19 protein-coding genes and 1 tRNA gene are annotated in these 18,695 nt (G+C 69.0%); 11 read left to right on the top strand and 9 right to left on the bottom strand.

Translation table 11 applies throughout. The annotated features are described in order from the left end of the window. The first annotated feature begins 25 nt into the window (after positions 1 to 25). The 3 genes from ACN8HC_RS16315 to ACN8HC_RS16325 are packed head-to-tail and all read left to right on the top strand — an operon-like array spanning position 26 to position 3,528. Positions 26 to 1,198 (top strand): glycerate kinase, encoded by a 1,173-nt coding sequence (locus tag ACN8HC_RS16315; RefSeq protein WP_490075899.1) that lies wholly within the window; start codon positions 26 to 28, stop codon positions 1,196 to 1,198. Continuing rightward, positions 1,195 to 2,661: an allantoinase AllB gene (gene allB, locus ACN8HC_RS16320; RefSeq protein WP_490075900.1), complete on the top strand. Its 1,467-nt coding sequence runs from the start codon at positions 1,195 to 1,197 to the stop codon at positions 2,659 to 2,661. Before ACN8HC_RS16315 ends, allB begins: the two co-directional genes overlap by 4 nt. A 15-nt stretch (positions 2,662 to 2,676) precedes the next feature. Continuing rightward, complete coding sequence (locus tag ACN8HC_RS16325) at positions 2,677 to 3,528, top strand: fumarylacetoacetate hydrolase family protein (RefSeq protein WP_490075901.1); 852 nt, start codon at positions 2,677 to 2,679, stop codon at positions 3,526 to 3,528. A gap of 53 nt (positions 3,529 to 3,581) precedes the next feature. On the opposite strand, the gene ACN8HC_RS16330 is transcribed toward ACN8HC_RS16325, so the two are convergent. Then, positions 3,582 to 4,070: a DUF4395 domain-containing protein gene (locus tag ACN8HC_RS16330; RefSeq protein WP_490075902.1), complete on the bottom strand. Its 489-nt coding sequence runs from the start codon at positions 4,068 to 4,070 to the stop codon at positions 3,582 to 3,584. Between the two features lie 151 nt (positions 4,071 to 4,221). Here ACN8HC_RS16330 and ACN8HC_RS16335 point away from each other — a divergent pair, with 151 nt between their 5' ends. The 5 genes from ACN8HC_RS16335 to ACN8HC_RS16355 all read left to right on the top strand — a co-directional run bounded on the left by ACN8HC_RS16335 (position 4,222) and on the right by ACN8HC_RS16355 (position 10,922). After that, complete coding sequence (locus ACN8HC_RS16335; protein ID WP_490075903.1) at positions 4,222 to 6,369, top strand: hypothetical protein; 2,148 nt, start codon at positions 4,222 to 4,224, stop codon at positions 6,367 to 6,369. Between the two features lie 96 nt (positions 6,370 to 6,465). Then, the gene (locus tag ACN8HC_RS16340; protein ID WP_490075904.1) at positions 6,466 to 7,914 is read left to right on the top strand and encodes a purine-cytosine permease family protein; all 1,449 of its coding nucleotides are present in this window, start codon (positions 6,466 to 6,468) and stop codon (positions 7,912 to 7,914) included. 71 nt (positions 7,915 to 7,985) lie between these two features. Continuing rightward, on the top strand, positions 7,986 to 8,837 hold the full coding sequence (locus ACN8HC_RS16345) for a Rieske (2Fe-2S) protein (protein ID WP_490075905.1): 852 nt from the start codon (positions 7,986 to 7,988) through the stop codon (positions 8,835 to 8,837). Between the two features lie 38 nt (positions 8,838 to 8,875). Continuing rightward, positions 8,876 to 9,457, top strand: a complete 582-nt coding sequence (locus tag ACN8HC_RS16350; protein ID WP_490075906.1) for a GNAT family N-acetyltransferase — start codon at positions 8,876 to 8,878, stop codon at positions 9,455 to 9,457. Between the two features lie 112 nt (positions 9,458 to 9,569). After that, on the top strand, positions 9,570 to 10,922 hold the full coding sequence (locus ACN8HC_RS16355) for an MFS transporter (RefSeq protein WP_490075907.1): 1,353 nt from the start codon (positions 9,570 to 9,572) through the stop codon (positions 10,920 to 10,922). A gap of 106 nt (positions 10,923 to 11,028) precedes the next feature. On the opposite strand, the gene ACN8HC_RS16360 is transcribed toward ACN8HC_RS16355, so the two are convergent. From ACN8HC_RS16360 to ACN8HC_RS16390, 7 genes are all read right to left on the bottom strand, one after another. Further along, positions 11,029 to 11,101, bottom strand: a tRNA-Ala gene (locus tag ACN8HC_RS16360). 130 nt (positions 11,102 to 11,231) lie between these two features. Next, complete coding sequence (locus ACN8HC_RS16365) at positions 11,232 to 11,684, bottom strand: PaaI family thioesterase (protein ID WP_490075917.1); 453 nt, start codon at positions 11,682 to 11,684, stop codon at positions 11,232 to 11,234. A gap of 104 nt (positions 11,685 to 11,788) precedes the next feature. After that, entirely contained in the window at positions 11,789 to 12,442 is a 654-nt protein-coding gene (locus ACN8HC_RS16370; protein ID WP_490075908.1) for a histidine phosphatase family protein, read from the bottom strand. After that, complete coding sequence (gene rsfS / locus ACN8HC_RS16375; protein WP_490075909.1) at positions 12,439 to 12,801, bottom strand: ribosome silencing factor; 363 nt, start codon at positions 12,799 to 12,801, stop codon at positions 12,439 to 12,441. Before rsfS ends, ACN8HC_RS16370 begins: the two co-directional genes overlap by 4 nt. Continuing rightward, the gene (gene nadD / locus ACN8HC_RS16380; RefSeq protein WP_490075918.1) at positions 12,798 to 13,400 is read right to left on the bottom strand and encodes a nicotinate-nucleotide adenylyltransferase; all 603 of its coding nucleotides are present in this window, start codon (positions 13,398 to 13,400) and stop codon (positions 12,798 to 12,800) included. The genes rsfS and nadD overlap by 4 nt, the downstream gene beginning before the upstream one ends. Before the next feature lie 2 nt (positions 13,401 to 13,402). After that, positions 13,403 to 13,597 (bottom strand): hypothetical protein, encoded by a 195-nt coding sequence (locus ACN8HC_RS16385; protein WP_490075910.1) that lies wholly within the window; start codon positions 13,595 to 13,597, stop codon positions 13,403 to 13,405. 57 nt (positions 13,598 to 13,654) lie between these two features. Then, the gene (locus ACN8HC_RS16390; RefSeq protein WP_490075911.1) at positions 13,655 to 14,455 is read right to left on the bottom strand and encodes a sugar phosphate isomerase/epimerase family protein; all 801 of its coding nucleotides are present in this window, start codon (positions 14,453 to 14,455) and stop codon (positions 13,655 to 13,657) included. A 94-nt stretch (positions 14,456 to 14,549) separates the two neighbouring features. Here ACN8HC_RS16390 and ACN8HC_RS16395 point away from each other — a divergent pair, with 94 nt between their 5' ends. Next, positions 14,550 to 15,554 (top strand): hydroxyacid dehydrogenase, encoded by a 1,005-nt coding sequence (locus ACN8HC_RS16395; protein WP_490075912.1) that lies wholly within the window; start codon positions 14,550 to 14,552, stop codon positions 15,552 to 15,554. 31 nt (positions 15,555 to 15,585) lie between these two features. Here ACN8HC_RS16395 and ACN8HC_RS16400 read toward each other — a convergent pair whose 3' ends face one another. Further along, positions 15,586 to 16,875, bottom strand: coding sequence for a glutamate-5-semialdehyde dehydrogenase (locus ACN8HC_RS16400; RefSeq protein ID WP_490075913.1), 1,290 nt, complete (start codon positions 16,873 to 16,875; stop codon positions 15,586 to 15,588). A 51-nt stretch (positions 16,876 to 16,926) separates the two neighbouring features. On the opposite strand from ACN8HC_RS16400, the gene ACN8HC_RS16405 reads away from it, so the two are divergent. Both ACN8HC_RS16405 and ACN8HC_RS16410 read left to right on the top strand, forming a co-directional pair. Next, positions 16,927 to 17,166, top strand: coding sequence for a hypothetical protein (locus tag ACN8HC_RS16405; RefSeq protein ID WP_490075914.1), 240 nt, complete (start codon positions 16,927 to 16,929; stop codon positions 17,164 to 17,166). Between the two features lie 197 nt (positions 17,167 to 17,363). After that, a complete protein-coding gene (locus ACN8HC_RS16410) occupies positions 17,364 to 18,527 on the top strand; it encodes an SPFH domain-containing protein (protein WP_490075915.1) in 1,164 nt (387 codons plus the stop codon). Positions 18,528 to 18,695: the final 168 nt, after the last annotated feature.

Here is an 18,695-nt window from a genome sequence, read left to right on the forward strand (position 1 = left end):
GCTCACCTGACGATCGGAGAACGCCGTGCGCGTGGTCATCGCCCCTGACAAGTTCAAGGGGTCCCTGTCAGCCGACGGTGTCGCGCGAGCGATCGCAGCAGGCTTCGACGCCGTCACCCCGTCCGACATCGATCTCGTGCCGATGGCGGACGGTGGTGACGGCACCGTCGACGCCGCGCTGCGTGCCGGCTTCTCGGCGGTGCGGTGTTCGGTCACCGGGCCGGACGGCGCGCCGGTCGAGGCAACCATCGCCATCGGCGACGGAACAGCGGTCGTCGAGCTGGCGACCGCGTCCGGGATCGCCCTGCTCCCGCGGGACGGACTGCTGCCGCTGAGGGCGACCAGCCGGGGCACCGGCGAACTCATCCGCGCGGCCCTGGACGCCGGGTGCTCGCGGATCGTGCTCGGCCTGGGCGGCAGCGCCTGCACCGACGGCGGGGCCGGCCTCGTCGCGGCGCTCGGCGGAAGGCTGCTCGACGCGGCCGGTGCCGAGGTGCCCGACGGTGGTGGGGCACTCGCCGGCGTGGCTCGGATCGACCTGTCCGGACTGGACGTTCGGCTGGACGAGACCGAGATCGTGGTCGCGCTCGACGTCGACAACCCGTTGCTCGGCAGCACGGGTGCGGCATACACCTTCGGTCCGCAGAAGGGCGCCGACCCGGCCCAGGTCGCCCAGCTCGACGCCGCCCTGGCCACCTTCGCGGAGGTGCTCGGCACCGCTCTCGGCAGGGACCTCCAGGACGCGATCGACGCGCCCGGTGCCGGAGCGGCCGGCGGTGTCGGCTTCGCCGCACTGGCGGTGCTCGGCGCCACCCCGCAGACCGGCCTGGAGCTGGTTGCCGACCTGGTCGGCCTGGCCGACCGGGTCCGGGGCGCAGACCTGGTGATCACCGGTGAAGGAAGCCTCGACCGGCAGAGCCTGTCCGGAAAGACGCCCGTGGGCGTCGCCCGGATCGCGCGAGCGGGCGGCGTCCCGGCGGTCGTCGCCGTGTGCGGCGTCAGCTCGCTCAGTCCCGAGGAGGCGCGGGCCGGCGGCATCGACGCCGTCTGGACCCTTGCCGAGCTCGAGCCGGACGTCGCCCGCAGCATCGCGAACGCCGCGCCGTTGCTCTCCACGGTCGGTGAGACGATCGGCGCCTGGGCGCGCACCAACCTGCACACAGCAAGCCCCGAACCCGCCATCGAGGAGGTCCGATGACCGACACCACCGTCGAACTCGCCGACGTCAACCGGCCCGAGGTCGTCCAGCGACAGATCGCCGATTTCCTTACGGCGCACGGCGATCCACGGCCGTCTGCGGCGCAGCCGGCACGTTCCACCACACCCGGTGACTTCGACGTCGTCGTGCGAGCGGCTCGCGCCGTCACACCCGAGGGCGTCATCGCGTGCGAGATCGGCGTCCGCGACGGCCGCATCGTCGCCGTCGAGCGCCTCGGCAGCAACCTGCAGGCGCCGGAGGTCATCGAGCTCGCGGACGACGAGACGCTGATTCCCGGCGTGGTCGACGCCCACGTCCATGTCAATGAGCCGGGACGCACCGACTGGGAAGGGTTCTGGACCGCCACGAAGGCAGCGGCGGCGGGCGGCGTCACCACCATCATCGACATGCCGCTCAACTCGATCCCGTCGACCGTGACGCCGGAGGCACTGGAGTTCAAGCAGCTGGTCGCCACCGGTCAGACCTTCGTCGACGTCGGCTTCTGGGGCGGAGCCGTGCCGGGCAACCGGGACTACCTGCGCGCCATGCACGATGCCGGTGTCTTCGGGTTCAAGTGCTTCCTGCTCGACTCGGGCGTCGACGAATATCCGCCGCTGACACCGGAAGCACTGGAGGAATACCTGACGACGCTGGCGGAGTTCGACGGTCTGATGATCGTCCACGCTGAGGATGCCGAAACCATTGCCAATGCGCCGGAGCCGCACGGCGGGCGCTTCGCGGACTTCCTCGCGTCCCGCCCGCGGGAGGCGGAGAACCTCGCGATCGCCCAGGTGATCGAGCGCGTACGGCGCACCGGTGCGCGCACCCACGTCCTGCACCTGTCCTCGTCGGACGCGCTTCCGCTGCTGCGTGCTGCGAAGCAGGACGGTGTGGACATCACGGCGGAGACCTGCCCGCACTACCTGACCCTGCTCGCCGAGGACGTGCCGAACGGCGGCACAGCATACAAGTGCTGCCCGCCGATCCGCGAAGCCGACAACCGCGAACTGCTGTGGGAAGCACTGGCGGACGGGACGATCGACTACGTGGCGTCCGACCACTCCCCCTCCACCGTCGAGCTGAAGGACCTGGAGCACGGCGACTTCGGCGCCGCCTGGGGCGGCATCGCCTCGGTACAGCTCGAGCTCGCCGCCGTCTGGACCGAGGCCCGGCGCCGCGGCCTCGGTCTGGACCAGGTGTCCGGCTGGCTCTCCGCCGGACCCGCGGCCCGGATCGGCCTCCAGCACAAGGGAAAGCTGGCCACCGGGTATGACGCGGACCTTGTGGTCTTCGCGCCCGACGAGGAGTTCAGCGTCGATGCGACGCAGCTGCACCACAAGAACCCGGTGTCGGCGTATGACGGCAAGCGGCTGACCGGTGTCGCCCGGCGCACGTTCGTCCGGGGCACCGAGGTCGATTTCGACCAGCCGCGCGGGCGTCTGCTCGCCCACGGCACCGACTGACGAAAGCGGACCCCCATGCGATTGCTACGTGTCGGCGCTGCCGGCTCTGAACGCCCAGCGGCCATCGCGGCCGACGGCACTGTCGTCGACGTGTCGTCGGTCGTGCCGGACTACGACCACCGGACGCTCGACGACGAGTCGCTGGCGCGCGTTGCGGCAGCAGTGGCAGCAGGCGGCTTGCCGGTCGTCGACCTCGCCGGGACCCGGATCGGCGCCCCGGTCGCACGACCCGGGAAGGTCGTCTGCATCGGGCTCAACTACCGCGACCACGCGGCGGAGACCGGCTCTCCCATTCCGGCCGAACCCATTGTGTTCATGAAGGATCCGTGGACGGTGGTGGGACCGAACGACGACATACCGCTCCCCCGTGGCAGCAGCAAGACCGACTACGAGGTCGAGCTGGCGATCGTCATCGGCCGGACCGCGCGCTACCTGGACTCGCCGGATCAGGCCGCCGGACACATCGCCGGTTACGCGGTGGCGAACGACGTGTCGGAGCGCGAGCTGCAGCTGGAGCGCGGCGGCCAGTGGGACAAGGGCAAGAGCTGCGAGGCGTTCAACCCGCTCGGACCGTGGCTCGTCACCCCCGACGAGTTCGACCCGGCGAATGCTCCGATCCGGTTGCAGGTCAACGGCGCTGACCGGCAAGTGAGCAACACCGACCAGTTGATCTTCGACGTGCCAACGGTGGTGCACTACCTGAGTCAGGTGATGGTGCTCTACCCGGGAGACGTGATCAACACCGGCACGCCGGGCGGTGTGGCGATGGGTCAGCCGGATCCCAAGCCCTACCTGCAGGACGGCGACGTGGTCGAGGCGGAGATAGCCGGTCTGGGACGGATGCGGCAGGTCTTCCGGAAGGCGTGACCTGTCGGCCGGACGCTGTCGGCCCGACGCTGGTGGTCCGGGTGCGCCGTGGCTCAGGCGCGCAGCTGCTGACGCAGGCTGATATCCCCGCACGCCTCGCAGGTGTCCTCGGGGATGACGCCGGCCCGCATCAGCTGCCCGAAGACGAAGCAGCCGGCGCAGAAGCCGAACACGCTCTCCAGGGTCGCGAAGACAGCGAGGATCACCAGCAGCACGGACGAGACGCCCTGCAACCCAACAAGATTGAGGACGAGTGCCCCGCCGGAGAAGGCCAGGCCGATCGCCTGCGCGAACCGCTTCGGCGGCCCCGGGACGAGCTTCGGCGTGCCGAGCCGAGGTGCGACGACACGAGTCGCGAACTGCCCGAGCGGGCTGAGCTTCGGCCCGGTCGCCACGCGTGCGGCGAAGCCATAGGCGAGCAGCGCCAGCACCAGCCACCAGCCGGTGATCGCGGCCACCACACTGAGCACCACCACGCCGGCAGCGACGGACCGAGCTGCCTTTTCGTTCACCGGGTTCGGGAAGCCGAAGATCTGCGCCACCCGGCTATCATAACGTTCGCTTTTGACTCCGGTAACTCGGCGTCACGCCGGCGCACATCTGGCTCGCGATTTTCGCCCCGCGCGCGGCTCGGCAGTGGGACGCTCGAAGGACGGAGGAAGGTGCCTTTTCCGTCAACAAAGGAGCCTTCAATTGTCCCGACAACAACGCACCGTCCTGTGCGGTGCCATCGCCGCAGCGGCGCTGTGCATCGGATCCACTGCGCCGGCTCTCGCCACCGGCCCCGCGCCGGAAACCTCGCCGGCCACTTCGCCGGTGAGCGGATGCCACCTGTCGAACGGCATCAAGCACGTCGTCCAGATCGATTTCGACAACGTGCATCTCACACGTGACAACCCGAACGTCCCGAGCGATCTGGAGCAGATGCCGGCGCTGCTGAACTTCCTGAAGCGTCAGGGCGTCGTGCTGACCAACACGCATGACGACCTGGTGCACACCGGCACCAACATGATCTCCAACGCGACCGGGCTCTATCCCGACCGCAACGCCATCACCCAGTCCAACAGCGGTGACCTGTATGACGCGAGCGGCAACCCCACGGGTTACTCGTCCTTCTCCTACTGGACCGACAAACTGTCGACGTTCAGCGGCACCACGACCAACCGCTACAACCTCGACTACCTGCCGTCCCGCACCGCCCCCGCACCCGCACGGAGCGTGAACGTGCCCGCCCCGTGGGTGCCGTTCACCGCGGCCGGCTGCAACGTCGGTGAGGTCGGCAGCCCCAACACCGTCCTGGAGAACACCGGCACCGACGTCACGACCGTCTTCGGCGCAAACTCGCCGCAGGCCGCCGAGGCCAAGGCCGACCCGGTCAAGGCGCAGGCCGACATGGTGGGACTCGCCGTGCACTGCGCCAAGGGAGCTGCCCTCTGTGCCTCCGGCCAGCACGATGTGCTGCCCGACGAGCCGGGCGGGTATGCCGGCTACAAGGCACTCTTCGGCAACGCTCAGATCCAGCCGCAGGTCAGCCCCGGCGGGCCGATCAAGGCCACGGACGGCTCGGTCATCGCCGACGGCAAGGGAAACTCCGGCTTCCCCGGCTTCGACTCCGAGACCGCGAACAACTCGCTGGGTTACACGGCGCAGCTGCTCGAGCACGGCGTACAGGCGGTGAACCTCTACATCTCCGACGTGCACGGCGACCACACCGCGGCGCACACCGGTGACATGGGCCCCGGTCAGCAGACCTACGAGGAGCAGCTCGCGGCGTACAACACCGCGTTCGCGACGTTCTTCAAGCGGCTCGCCACGGACGGCATGACCGCCAAGAACACCCTCTTCACCGTCACCACCGACGAGGGCGACCACTTCGCGGGCAGTGCGCCCACCCCGGCGAACTGCACTGGGCTGAACGGGAACTACTGCAGCTACGCGACCCGCTCGGAGGTCAACGTCAACCTGCCGGGGTTGCTCGCGACCCAGCGCGGCAACACCACGCCGTTCGGCATCCACTCCGACCCGGCGCCGGCGATCTGGCTGAACGGCGATCCGGACCGCAGCTCGCCGGTGGCGCGCACCTTCGGGCGCGACCTCGGTGCGCTGCGCATCACCGATCCCTACACCGGCGAGAACCAACCGGTGGCGTACGACATCGCCGACCCGGTCGAGGAGCACATCCTGCACTTCGTCAGCGCCGACCCGTCACGCACACCGACCTTCACCGCCTTCTCCGGTGAGGACTCGTATGTCGGCGGCGGCGCAGCCAACTGCAGTCAGCCGTGCGTCTACACGACGAACGCCGGATACGCCTGGAACCACGGCAGTTACTGGCCGGACATGCAGGACATCTGGGCCGGGTATGCCGGGCCCGGCATCTCGGCACGCGGCACCGACGGCACGTTCACCGACCAGGTCGACATGCGGCCGACCGTGCTGCTGCTCACCGGACTGCGGGATCGCTACCAGGTCGACGGCGTGCCGGTGCTGCCGATCATCGCCGACTCGGCGTTGCCGCCGGCCGCCCGGGCGCACCGCTCCCAGCTGACGGCCGCCGAGGCGGCATACAAGCAGCTGGTCGCGCCGACCGGTACCTTCGCCATGCGCACACTCAAGGCGTCGACGACCGCGATCAAGAGCGACAGCCCCGGTGACGCGCAATACACCAACACCGAAAACGCCTTGGCCGCACTTGGATTCGAGCGCGATGCCATCGGACAGGAGCTGGCGGCGATCATCCTCGGGGCGACCGAGGGCCACAATGCGCAGGCGGTCGGCCGGCTGCGGCACGTCGCGTCCAACGCATACCGGCTGGAGGTGAGCGCTGCGACGGTGAGCTGAGAATCGACCGCGAAAGGGCTTCCCGCCCCGCCACCCGGGGTGGGAAGCTCTGACACGGAGGAAGGCGACCTTTTCGTCAACCAAGGAGCCTTCGAGTTGAGCCAACAAGCAGGGATCACCGGCATCGAGGTCCGGTCGATCGACTACGTCCCGCTCGAGGAACGCCACGGGAAGCTGTGGCACCTCGGGCCGTTGTGGTTCATGTCCAACGCGCAGCTGGCCACCCTCGCCGTCGGGCTGACCAGCATCAGCTCGGGCGGCACGCTCTTCTGGTCGGTCGTGGCCATCGTGCTCGGCATCCTGGTGGGGACGCTGTTCATGGCGTTCCACTCAGCGCAGGGGCCGCAGCTCGGTCTGCCGCAGATGATCCAGTCGCGGCCGCAGTTCGGTTACCTCGGGGCCCTGCTGGTCTGGTTGTTCGCCTACGTGCAGTACGCGGGCTTCAACGTCTTCAACACCATCCTGGCCGCCGACGCCGTCAAGCGGACGGCACACGGCTCCGACAAGCTGTGGATCGTCGTCGTGACCGTCCTCGCCTTCCTGGTCGCGCTGGTCGGCTACGACATCATCCACAAGGCCGAGCAGGTGCTCACCTATCTGATGCTGGTCATTTTCGGCATCTTCACCGTCGCGCTCTTCCTCATCCACTACCCGGCCGGCACCTTCGACGTGGGCACCTTCCACGCGACACCGTTCCTGGCGCAGTTCGGTGTCGTCGGCGGATACCAGATCAGTTGGGCCATCTACGTTTCCGACTATTCGCGCTACCTGCCGCCGAATGTGACGGTCCGGCGCACCTTCCTGTGGACCTACTGGGGTTCGGCGATCGGCGGCGCCTGGATGATGATCGTCGGGGCCGTGCTCGCCGCCTGGGCGGGAAAGAGTTTCAGCGGCACCGGCATACCCGAGATCGCGTCCGTGGGCGACCACATCTTCCACGGCTTCGGCCCGATCGTGTTGCTGCTCACCGCACTCGGACTCATCTCGGTCACCGCGCTGAACATGTATGGCGGGTCGCTCACGCTGATCAGCGCGATGGACTCGTTCGTCACGATCGTGCCGCGTCTGTCGGTGCGCGTGGTCACCATCGGCGTCACCGCGGCGTTGTCGCTCATCGGTGCCCTGGCCGCGACGGCGAACTTCCTGAGCAGCTTCAACGACTTCCTGCTGCTGATCCTCTACCTCTTCATCCCGTGGACCGCGGTCAACCTGGTCGACTACTACCTGGTCCGGCGCGGACACTACGTGATCACCGAGATCTTCAATCCGCGCGGGATGTACGGCCGCTGGGGCTGGAATGGCATCATCGCGTATGTCGTCGGCTTCGCCGCGATGGTGCCGTTCTTCGACGTCGGCACGCTCTACACCGGTCCGGTGTCCAAGGCGATGAACGGCGCGGACATCTCGTTCTTCGTCGGCCTGCCGGTCGCCGGCGTTCTCTACTGGCTGCTGTCCCGCCGCATCGATCTGGCCGCCGAGCGCCGAGCGTCCGACGCCGAGCGAGCGGAGCTGGAGACCGCCGCATCGGAGCACGTGCTGCCCTGACCGGCCCTGGTGTTCAGGCTGGTCGTGAGCGGGTAAGTGGCGTGAACACACGCCTGATTCGGAGGTCGACCATGACAGCTGTCGTTCGCGGACTGATATCGAAACTCGGCGAAGCGCAGGCACTGGACAAACTCGGCACGCCGGCCTCGACGTTCGTGCAGCGCGTCACCGGCCCCACACCGGTCAAGAACGCCTTGTCCGGCGTCTGGCTGGGGCATCAGTTGCATCCGATGCTCACCGACGTGCCGATCGGTGCCTGGTCGATGGCGTCGCTGCTCGACCTGACGACGGGTCGCGCCGGATCCGCGGCGGCCCGGCGGCTGGTGGGTGTCGGCATACTGGCCGCGGTGCCGACAGCGGCGAGCGGCGCATCGGACTGGTCGTCGACGTATGGCGCCGACCAGCGTGTCGGGCTGGTCCACGCCACGGCCAACGCGACGGCGACGACCCTGCAGGTGACCTCGTGGCTGCTGCGGCGACGCGGCAGGCGCGGTGCGGGGGTTGCGCTGAGCACCCTGGCACTCGGCTTGACGGCCGGCGCCGGGTACCTCGGCGGCCACTTGTCCTACACGCGCGGGATCGGCGTCAACCACGACGCGTTCGAGTCGCCGGTCACGGAATGGACTGACGTCGCAGCGGTTTCGGACCTGACCGACAGCACCCTCGTCCGCGTGGAGGCGGCCGGCGTGCCGGTGCTGCTGGTACGCCGGGGCCAGGCGATCCACGCGCTCTCGGCAACGTGCGACCATGCCGGCGGCCCGCTCGACGAGGGCAAGCTCGACGGCGAATGCGTCCAGTGCCCGTGGCATTCCAGCGTCTTCCGGTTGTCCGACGGCCAGGTCGTGCGCGGGCCGGCAACAGCACCGCAGCCGGTGTGGCAGGTGAAGGTCGAGGGCGACCGGGTCCAGGTGCGCTCCGCGTGATGTGATGCGTCAGCGAACATCGCCACCCTCGAGGAGCAATGGCATTGAAGGTCACGACCACCACGTTGGAGATGCTTCGCCCGCCCACCGGGTCCGCTCGGCCGTTCCCCGACGAGGTCCGGCTGGATCGGGCGACCGAGGTCGCGCCGGAGTACGCCCGGTTCCTCTACGGCCTGATCGGCGGACCGTGGCACTGGACCGACCGGCTGGGCTGGTCGCGTTCGGAGTGGGTCGATGACCTCGCGGTCCCGGGCACCGAGTTCTGGATCCTCTACGGCAGTGGCGTGCCGCTGGGCTACGTGCAATTGCAACCGGTTCGGCATACCGACGGAACTCACGTCGAGGTGCGCTACTTCGGTTTGACCGAGCAGGCGATCGGTCGCGGGCTGGGTGGCCGCATGCTCGAGCACGGCGTGCGCGCCGCCTGGTCACTGCCGGAGCGATTCGAGCTGCCCGCCGTGACTCGTGTCTGGGTCCACACCTGCAGCCTCGACGGCCCCGCCGCATTGGCCAACTACCTGGCTCGGGGCTTCGTCGTGTGCCAGGTCGAGGAAACGGACGAACCCACCACCGACACGCCGCTCGGCTCATGGGTCGCCACGGGTGGTCCGGCCGGTTGATGCGTCGGCAAGCCTGCTCGGCCACCCTCCGGCGGACCAGTTCGCGCAGCGACGATAATGGTGTTCGGTCCCGCCCGCGCTTCGCCCTTCATCCCGCCTACGCAGAAGAACAGTGACAACCAGACCGCCGCAACCGGCCCCCTGCGCTCAATCCCACCCCGACCACCCACCCACCGGCACACCCCGTCCGCGACGCCTCGACGGACTCTTCGCCTCGCTGAGCAACCGCAACTTCCGCTGGTTCGCCTTCGGGCAGGCAGCATCGACCTCCGGGCTGTGGACGCAGCGCGTCGCCCAGGACTGGCTGGTGCTGACGCTGACCCACAATGCGTTCATCGTCGGGATCGCCACGGCCGTGCAGTTCGTGCCGACGTTGGTGTTCGGAATGGCCGCCGGCCTCGTTGCCGACCGCTTCGACAAGCGGCACGTCCTGATGGGCACGGTCTCGACGCTGGGGCTGTGTGCGACGGTGCTCGGGGTGCTCTGCGTCACCGATACCGTCCGGTTGTGGCACGTCCTGGTGCTCGCCTTTCTCACGGGCACCGCGGCATGCTTCGACAACCCCACGCGCGCAGCGTTCATCCACGAGATCGTCGGCCCGGAGAAGCTGCGCAACGCAGTCAGTCTCAACTCGGCGATCTTCCAGCTCGGCGCCCTCGCCGGCCCGGCGGTGTCCAGCGGGTTGATCACCGCGCTGGGCACCGGCTACGCGTTCATCGCCACGGGTGGCTGGTACGTGATCGTCTTCCTGGCCTTCCTCGCCATTCGAGCAGCGGAGCTGCGCATCGCGCCGCGACTTCATCCGGGCAAGGGCCAGCAGCGGATGGCGCTCGCCGAGATCCGCCGGCGTCCGGTCCTGCTGTGGCCGATCGTGCTGGCCGGCGTGTGCGCCTTCTTCACCACCAACTTCGCCGTCACGCTCACGGCATTCGCGAAGGACTTCCACCTCGACGCGGGCGGTTACGGCTTCCTGACGATCGCTCTGGCGCTCGGCTCGCTGCTCGGCGCGCTGGCCTCCGCGAAATGGCCGGGGTCGCGGTTGCGACACATCACGGCATTGGCCGGGGGCCTGGCTGCCGCACAGCTGTTGGCCGCCTTCATGCCCAACATGGTGACGGTCGGCGCGGCGTTCCTGCTCATCGGTGCGATCGGTATGCCGTTCCTGATCGCCACCAACACATCCATCCAGCTGGCGTCGAGCGACTGGATGCGGGGGCGGGTGCTGGGCGTGTACATGCTGGTCACGCTCGGCTCGGCCGCAGTCGGCGGACCGGTCGTCGGTCTGCTGGATCAGACCGGTGGCGCGCCGCTCGGTCTCGTCAGCGGCTCAATCGTGATCGGTGCCTGCTCGGCACTGGTCAGCCGGCGGTTGGCTCGCGTGGCCGGGATCGACGTCCGCGACGGCCTGCTGCTGCGCGCTGCGGAGATGCGCGCTCGGGTGGTCGAGTCCACACGCCTGAAATGAGAGCGCCTGGCTGACCACACAGCGCAAAAAAGCCGAAGAGCCACCTCCCGGAAACGGGCGGTGGCTCTTTCGGTAGGCCTCGATCGGCCGAACCGGACGTTGCGAGTGGAGCATAGGGGATTCGAACCCCTGACCTCTTCCATGCCATGGAAGCGCGCTACCAACTGCGCCAATGCCCCGGGAGGGTGTCGGACCGGAGAACCGGCGACCGCCATACTGTAGCCAGCGGGAGGCTGCTGCACCAAATCGAGGCGGACAACATCGCCACACTGACGGTCCAATTCATCGTTTGACGGCCGAATTCGACCGTCAACGGTGAATGCGGCCGTCAGAGTCGGATCCGATGCGGCGCTCGGCCACCTCGGGGCGGCGCTTGCGGATGTAGACCTGCCGGCGCACGTGCGCGACGACGGTGCCGTCGCCGAGGGTCAGGTCGGTCTCGAACCAGTGCAGCACCTTCTGGCCGGACTCCGCGTCCGTGCGGATCTGCTCGGCCACCTCACGCGGCACCTCGAAGCGCCCGTGCACCGTCGAGGTGCCGGGGCTCAGGTAGTCGATCTCGGCCTTGGCGTCCCAGACGTAGTAGCCCCTGCCGAGCTGGTTCCACAGCAGCAGCGCGAAGAACGCGTCGGACATCGACCCGATGGATCCGCCGAACGCGGTGCCCTGCTGGTTGCGGTTGAAGCGGTTGAGCCGCAACTCGGTGCGGCACACGGTCCAGTCGTCGGAGAACTCCACGACCCGGATGCCGGCACCCAGCAGCGGTGGCTAAATGCTCATCGCCCGGGCCAGCCAGCGCGGCGAGATCGTCCGGCGCTCAGCGAATCTCGAGGATTTCCGGCCGCGTCGCCGGGTCTTGGTCTCACTCATCGTGATCGGGCTCCGGCCATGACCTCTGCCGGCTGCCGCAGGTTCCAGCCCGCGATCTGCCAGCCGCCGGCGTGCTCGACCAGCTGCGCCCAATGGCAATTGCCGAGGCCCTGCAGCGCGTGCATCGCCACCTGCTGCGGTATGCCGGTCAGCGCTGCCACAAGGGCGCGGGCAGCGAACCCGTGCGTCGCGATCACGGCCGTCTCACCCGGTTGCAGCTCTGTCAGGATGTCGCGCGCGCCGGCCAGCACCCGATCGGCCACCTCGGCGACGGTCTCACCGGTCTCGCCACGACGGAGGTCCTCGCCCGCAGCGATCCGGTCGAAGACCGCTGCCTGGGTGGCACGAATCTCCGGCGTGGTCAGTCCCGCCCACCGGCCCACGTTGATCTCCCGGAAGCGCTTGTCGAAGCGCAGCGGCAGCTCGGCATACTCCGCGAGCGCCTGCGCGGTCTCAGCCGCGCGGCTCAGGTCCGACGCGACGATCAGCGACGGCCGGTATGCCGCAACGCTTTCCGCCGCCTCCGTGGCCTGCTGCCGCCCACGGTCGGACAGCGGTGCGTCGAACTGTCCCTGCCAGCGCCCGGTCGCGTTGTAGGTGGTCTCGCCGTGCCGCCATACGATCAGGCGACGGGCCGTCGGCACCGTCACGAGCTCAGGTCGATGGTCGGGCAGTCCCGCCACAGCCGGTCGAGCGCGTAGAACTCGCGCTCCTCCTCGTGCTGGACGTGGACCACGATGTCGCCGAAATCGATGAGCACCCAACGGTCTTCGCGATTGCCTTCCCGCCGGATCGGCTTCGCCCCCAGCTGCTGGAGACGCTCCAGGACGGCATCGACGATCGCCGTCACCTGCCGGTCGGTCTCCCCCGACGCGACCACGAAGACGTCGGTGAGCGCCAGTTGGTCGCTGACGTCGATCGCGAGGACCGAGGTCGCGAGCTTGTCCTCCGCTGCAGCGGCTGCGGCCCTGGCCAGGTCGACGGCCCGTGCGGTCGCGGTCACTTTCATCCTCCTGTGGCTTCGCCGGCGTCCGGCGTGTAGAGCTGATATTTGCCGATGTACTGGACGACGCCGTCCGGGACGAGATACCAGACCGGTTCGCCGTCGGCCACCCGTTGCCGGCAGTCGGTGGAACTGATCGCCATCGCCGGAACCTCCATCAGTTCGACGTGGTCGCGCGGCAGACCCTTGTCCGACAACTCGTGACCCGGGCGGGTGACGCCGATGAACCGGGCGAGCGGCCACATCTCGTCGACGCCCCGCCAGGAGAGGATCTGGGCGAGCGCGTCGGCGCCGGTGATGAAGAACAGCTCCGCCTCCGGGCGCAGCCGGCGGAGATCGGTCAGCGTGTCGATGGTGTAGGTCGGCCCCGGCCGGTCGATGTCGACGCGGCTGACGGTGAATCGCGGGTTGGACGCGGTCGCGATGACCGTCATCAGGTAACGGTGCTCGGCGGGGGTGACGTCCCGGCCCTGCTTCTGCCACGGTTGTCCGGTCGGCACGAAGACGACCTCGTCGAGGCCGAGCCGCGCCTGGACCTCGCTGGCTGCGACCAGGTGGCCGTGGTGAATGGGGTCGAACGTGCCGCCCATCACCCCCAGCCGGATGGTCAGTGGTCCTTCTCGCCTTCGGTGCCGCGCCGCTCGTCGGCCGCGGTGTTGCGGAAGGTCCACAGGATCCCGAGCAGGATCAGGAAGACGAGCATCGCGATGCCGCCGTACATCCAGTGCGGCATCGGCAGGTGGTTCTCCTCCAGCTTGGGCACGGTGGAGTCTGCGGCGAACTGGACCAGGGACGACCTCATGGCGCACAGCTTATCGGGTATGACGAGTGCCGTTTCACCGGCCGATCCAGCAGACCATCAGTCGGCGCGGATCGTCTGGCGGTGCCACCTGAGCGCCTCGTCCAGAGCTTGCGGCAGGTCGGCGAGCTCCGGGTGCCACAGCTTCTCCCACTCCAGTGACCACCACAGCTCCGCACGGTGCGGCAGCTCCGCGGCTATCTGGTCGAGCGGCAACTCCCCCGCTCCGACGACCCGCAGCCGACCATCGGGGCCGGCCTCGGCGTCCTTGATCTGCACGTAAGCCAGCCACGGTGCCAACGCCTCGAGTGTCTCGGCCACGCCCTCGCCGGCCCGCCACGGGTGCAACACGTCCCAAATCGCCTCAACCCCATGACCCGGGACGCACTCATCGAGCGCCCAGAGGATCGCCGCAACATCCGTCCCGCGCGGATGGGAGTCATGTGTTTCCAGAGCGATCCGCACGCCCAGGGCACCGGCCACGGGCGCCAGCTCCGCCAGCCTGCGCACCGCGCGGGCGTCGCCGTCCGCGAGCGTGTCGCAGGGACCGGCGAAGACGCGCAGGTATGACGCACCCACGTCGGCAGCCAGTCGCACGTGCTCCTCGGCGGCGCGCGCGAAGGCGTCGTCGTCCCCCGGCTCACAGAGCCGCAGGTAGCTCGCCACTGCCAGCACAGCAACGCCTGCCCCAGCGCAGCTGTCCCGAATGACGCGCCGACTGCGGTGGTCCAGGCCGGGGTGGACGAACGTGTCCGGGGCCGCACGCAGTTCCAGGCCGTCGACACCGCGCGACACGGCGAGCTCCAGCACTTCCGGCAGGGAGCGATCCGGACAACCGAGCGTTGAGAACGCAAAGGGCATCGGATGATCTCCTGGTGAGGCTGCTCGTCCCAGTCTGCCGGTGTGCCACGCTGATACCAACCCCCATCGCAGGTCTTGCACGAGGAGCCGCGTCATGACACCGACCGTCGCGTTCGCGATGCCGCTCGAGACGTTCCGGCGGGTGTTCCCCGAGGCACAGGTCGAGCGGATCCGGCGGGCCGGCCGGCTGCTGCAGGAGGCGCCGCTGCAGTCCTTCGACGACCCGGCAGCCGGGGCGGTACTGGCCGAGGCGGAGATCCTGGTCACCGGGTGCGGAACTCCACTGATCGACTCCGAGGTGCTCGACCAGGCGCCGCGGCTGCGGGCGATCGTCCACGCCGCCGGGTCGGTCAAGCACCACCTGACGGCGCCGTGCTGGGAGCGCGGCATCGTGGTGACCTCGGCAGCGGAGGCGAACGCACAGCCGGTCGCGGAATACACCGTCGCGATGATCCTGCTCGCCGGCAAGAGCGTGCTCCCCCTGGCGCAAGCTCTGCGCGAACGCCGCAGCGCACTCGACGCCGACTCGCTCTTCCCGCGAATGGGCAACTACCGCAAACGGATCGGCATCATCGGGGCGTCGAAGATCGGCCGTGCCGTCATCGAGCTGCTGCAGCCGTATGACGTGCAGGTCGTCGTGTCCGACCCCTACCTGAACCGCGCCGAGGCCGACGCACTGGGCGTTGAACTGATGGAGTTGCCCGACCTGCTCGCGACCAGCGACATCGTCAGCCTGCACGCGCCGTCCCTGCCCGAGACGCGGCATCTGCTCGATCGTGCGGCGCTCTCCCTCCTGCAGCCCGGCGCGACGCTCATCAACACCGCACGGGGCGAGCTCATCGACCAGGACGCCTTGGTCGAGCGGGTCCAGCGGGGCGACCTGTTCGCCGTCCTGGACGTCACCACACCATGGACGCTGCCGCCGGATCACCTGTTCTACGACCATCCGAACGTGCTGCTGACGCCGCACATCGCCGGATCGCTCGGTGTCGAACTGGCCCGGTTGGCCGCGACGGCTGCCGGCGAGGTCGAGCGGATCGCCGCGGGCCGTCCGCCGGCGCATCCGGTGGACGCTGCCACCCTGTCGATCACGGCCTAGTCACCCCACCCGTCGACACATGGGATCCACTTCAGCGGATCTGGCCGTCTCCCTCGACGACCCACTTCGTGCTGGTCAGCTCCTGCAGACCCATCGGCCCGCGCGCGTGCAGCTTCTGGGTGGAGATGCCGATCTCGGCGCCGAAGCCGAACTCGCCGCCGTCGGTGAACCGGGACGACGCGTTGACCGCCACCACGGCCGCGTCCACCTCGGCGACGAATTTGCGCGCCGCCGCACGGTTCTCGGTGACGATCACCTCGGTGTGCCCGGAGCCGTAGCGGTCGATGTGGGCGATCGCCGCGTCCAGGTCGTCGACGACCGCGACACTGAGCTGCAGGTCCAGGTATTCCGTGGCGAAGTCCTCCTCCGTCGCCGGTGTGTATGGCGTGCCGCCTCGCTCGGCAACGGTCGACGCCCGCTCGTCCGTGTGCAACTGCACATGGGCGGCGTGCAAGGCGTCATACAGGGCGGGCAGCAGGGTGTCGGCGACGTCGCGGTGCACCAGCAGGGACTCGGCCGCGTTGCACACGCTGGGCCGGTGCGTCTTGGAGTTGAGCGCGATCGCCATGGCCTTGTCCGGGTCGGCCGCCGCGTCGAGGTAGACGTGGCAGTTGCCGACGCCGGTCTCGATGACCGGCACCGTGGCGCCGTGCACGACGGCCTGGATCAACCGGTCGCTCCCCCGTGGGATCACCAGGTCGACGAGACCGCGTGCCGTGATCAAGGCGTCGACGTCCTCGTGGCCGCCGTCCAGCAGCTGCACCGCGTCGGAGGGAACGCCGTTGGTCGCCAACGCTTTTCGCAGCACGTCGACGATCACCCGGTTGGTGTCGGCGGCGGCCGAGCCACCGCGCAGGATCATCGCATTGCCGCTCTTGAGGCCGAGCCCGGCAGCGTCGACGGTCACGTTGGGCCGTGCCTCGTAGACCATGCCGACCACACCCATCGGCACCCGGACCTGCCGCAGTTGCAGGCCGTTGGCAAGCGTCGAGCCACGCACGACGTCGCCGACGGGATCGGCTAACCCGGCGAGCTGCCGCAGTGCGTCGGCGATCGACGCGACCCGCTCCGGGGTGAGGCGGAGCCGGTCCTGCAGGCCGTCCGGCATACCGGACTCGCGGCCGCGCAGCAGATCCGCCTCGTTGGCGGTGACGATGCGGTCGGTCGCGGCCACCAGCGCGTCGGCGAGCGCGTGCAGCGCGGCATCCTTGTCGGCCCGGGTGAGGACCGCGAGCCGCTTGGCGGCGGCGCGGGCCGCGCGGCCGGCCTCCTGGACACGGCCGACGGTGCCCGCGGGCTGCTGGTCGATGGTGGTGCTCATACCTCCCAGGGTACGAGCGGAGGAATGACGCGCGTCATACCATCCTGGGTCATGGACACCGCTCACGCTTCCCCGATCGGCCGGCTCGGCCGGCTGACGGTGGCGACCCGCGGGGACGCCGGTCCCGGAGAGGTGATCGTGCCGATCCGCGGCGGGAGCGAGACGTTCACGGCATACTCGGCGGTGCCACTGGCCAAGGGGCAACAGGTCTACGTCGTGGAGGATCTCGGCGGGCGCGGGGTGACCGTGGTCGCGTGGGGTGAGCGCGAGGAGCCGTTGCTGACCCTGTGAGCAGCTGCCAGTGGTATGCCAGTGTCACAACTCGGCGGCCGCCGAGCACTCAGGGGAAGTGAAGGACGAACATGTTTGGTTATCNTCGCGTGGGGTGAGCGCGAGGAGCCGTTGCTGACCCTGTGAGCAGCTGCCAGTGGTATGCCAGTGTCACAACTCGGCGGCCGCCGAGCACTCAGGGGAAGTGAAGGACGAACATGTTTGGTTATCGGGTCCCGCAGGCCGATCAGGCGATGCTGATCTCCGGTGGTCGAGGCGGTGCGGGCGCAGCGCCGTTCAAGGTGGTCACCGGCCACGGGGCGTTCGTGGTCCCGGTCTTCCGCAAGGTGCAGTTCCTGACGCTCTCCCTCTTCGAGGCCGAGGTGGAGGAGCCGTGCGTCACCAAGCAGGGCATCGCGCTCACCGTGCGCGCGGTCATCGCCGCGAAGGTCGGCAACGACACTGAGTCGATCGTCAACGCCGCGCAGCGGTTCCTGTCCGACCAGACGCAGATGCCGACGCTGACCGGCCGCATCTTCGCCGGCCACCTGCGCTCGATCATCGGCTCCATGACCGTCGAGGAGATCATCACCGAGCGGCAGAAGCTCGCGACGGAAGTCCTCGACGGGTCGAAGGCGGAGATGGCCAAGATGGGCCTGATCGTCGACGCGCTGCAGATCCAGGGCATCGACGACGGCGGGCTCGGCTACATCAAGGCGATGGCGGCGCCGCACAACGCCCATATCCAGCAGCAGGCGCAGATCGCCCAGGCGAGCGCCGACCAGGCCGCCGCGGAGGCGCAGCAGGAGTCGCTGCGTCAGCAGGCGAAGTACGAGCGCGACACCGCGATCACCCAGGCCGGCTTCGCCGCCGAAACCCAGGCGGCCCAGGCCAAAGCGGCCCAGGCCGGACCGTTGTCCGAGGCGCAGGCCCAGCAGGAGGTCATCAACGCCAAGACCGAGCTCGCCCAGCGGCAAGCGGCGCTCCGCGAGGAGCAACTGGTCGCGGAGGTGATCAAACCCGCCGAGGCCGACGCGGAGAAGCTGCGCATCCTGGCCCGGGCCGAGGCCGAGCGCACCCGGATCCAGGCCGAGGCGGCCGCGAGCAGCAACCGGGTCGCCCTGGACCAGGCGCTGATCGACCAGTTGCCGCAGATCGTGGAGAAGGCAGCTCAGGGCCTCTCCGGCGCGAAGGTCACCATGCTCAACGGCTCCGACGGCCTGTCCGACATGATCTCCGGGCTGGCCGCTCAGGGCGTCGCCATCTTCGACGCGCTGCGCAGCGAGGTCGGCTCGGAAAAACCGGTGCAGGACCTGCCGCCGCGTCAGGAGCGGAAGGGCATCACCGGCAAGGGCGGCGTCAACGAGTTGCCCACCGAGTGAGGTGGCGGGAGACGCGTCCCGGCATACCTGATCCCGCACACACGTCGCGACCGTCGCGAGTTACACGCGCGTCCGGCCGGAATCCCGCACACAAGTCGCGACCGTCGCGAGTTACACGCGCGTCCGACCGGAATCCCGCACACAAGTCGCGACCGTCGCGAGTTACAC

The sequence above is a fragment of the Flexivirga sp. YIM B11880 genome, from assembly GCF_058148645.1.

Bases quoted from the DNA above. Each gene is read 5' to 3' on its own strand.
- allB (WP_490075900.1), top strand. From the start codon at position 1,195: ATGACCGACACCACCGTCGAACTCGCCGACGTCAACCGGCCCGAGGTC.
- ACN8HC_RS16325 (WP_490075901.1), top strand. From the start codon at position 2,677: ATGCGATTGCTACGTGTCGGCGCTGCCGGCTCTGAACGCCCAGCGGCC.
- ACN8HC_RS16345 (WP_490075905.1), top strand. From the start codon at position 7,986: ATGACAGCTGTCGTTCGCGGACTGATATCGAAACTCGGCGAAGCGCAG.
- ACN8HC_RS16350 (WP_490075906.1), top strand. From the start codon at position 8,876: ATGGCATTGAAGGTCACGACCACCACGTTGGAGATGCTTCGCCCGCCC.
- rsfS (WP_490075909.1), bottom strand. From the start codon at position 12,801: ATGAAAGTGACCGCGACCGCACGGGCCGTCGACCTGGCCAGGGCCGCA.
- ACN8HC_RS16385 (WP_490075910.1), bottom strand. From the start codon at position 13,597: ATGAGGTCGTCCCTGGTCCAGTTCGCCGCAGACTCCACCGTGCCCAAG.
- ACN8HC_RS16390 (WP_490075911.1), bottom strand. From the start codon at position 14,455: ATGCCCTTTGCGTTCTCAACGCTCGGTTGTCCGGATCGCTCCCTGCCG.
- ACN8HC_RS16395 (WP_490075912.1), top strand. From the start codon at position 14,550: ATGACACCGACCGTCGCGTTCGCGATGCCGCTCGAGACGTTCCGGCGG.
- ACN8HC_RS16400 (WP_490075913.1), bottom strand. From the start codon at position 16,875: ATGAGCACCACCATCGACCAGCAGCCCGCGGGCACCGTCGGCCGTGTC.
- ACN8HC_RS16405 (WP_490075914.1), top strand. From the start codon at position 16,927: ATGGACACCGCTCACGCTTCCCCGATCGGCCGGCTCGGCCGGCTGACG.
- ACN8HC_RS16410 (WP_490075915.1), top strand. From the start codon at position 17,364: ATGTTTGGTTATCGGGTCCCGCAGGCCGATCAGGCGATGCTGATCTCC.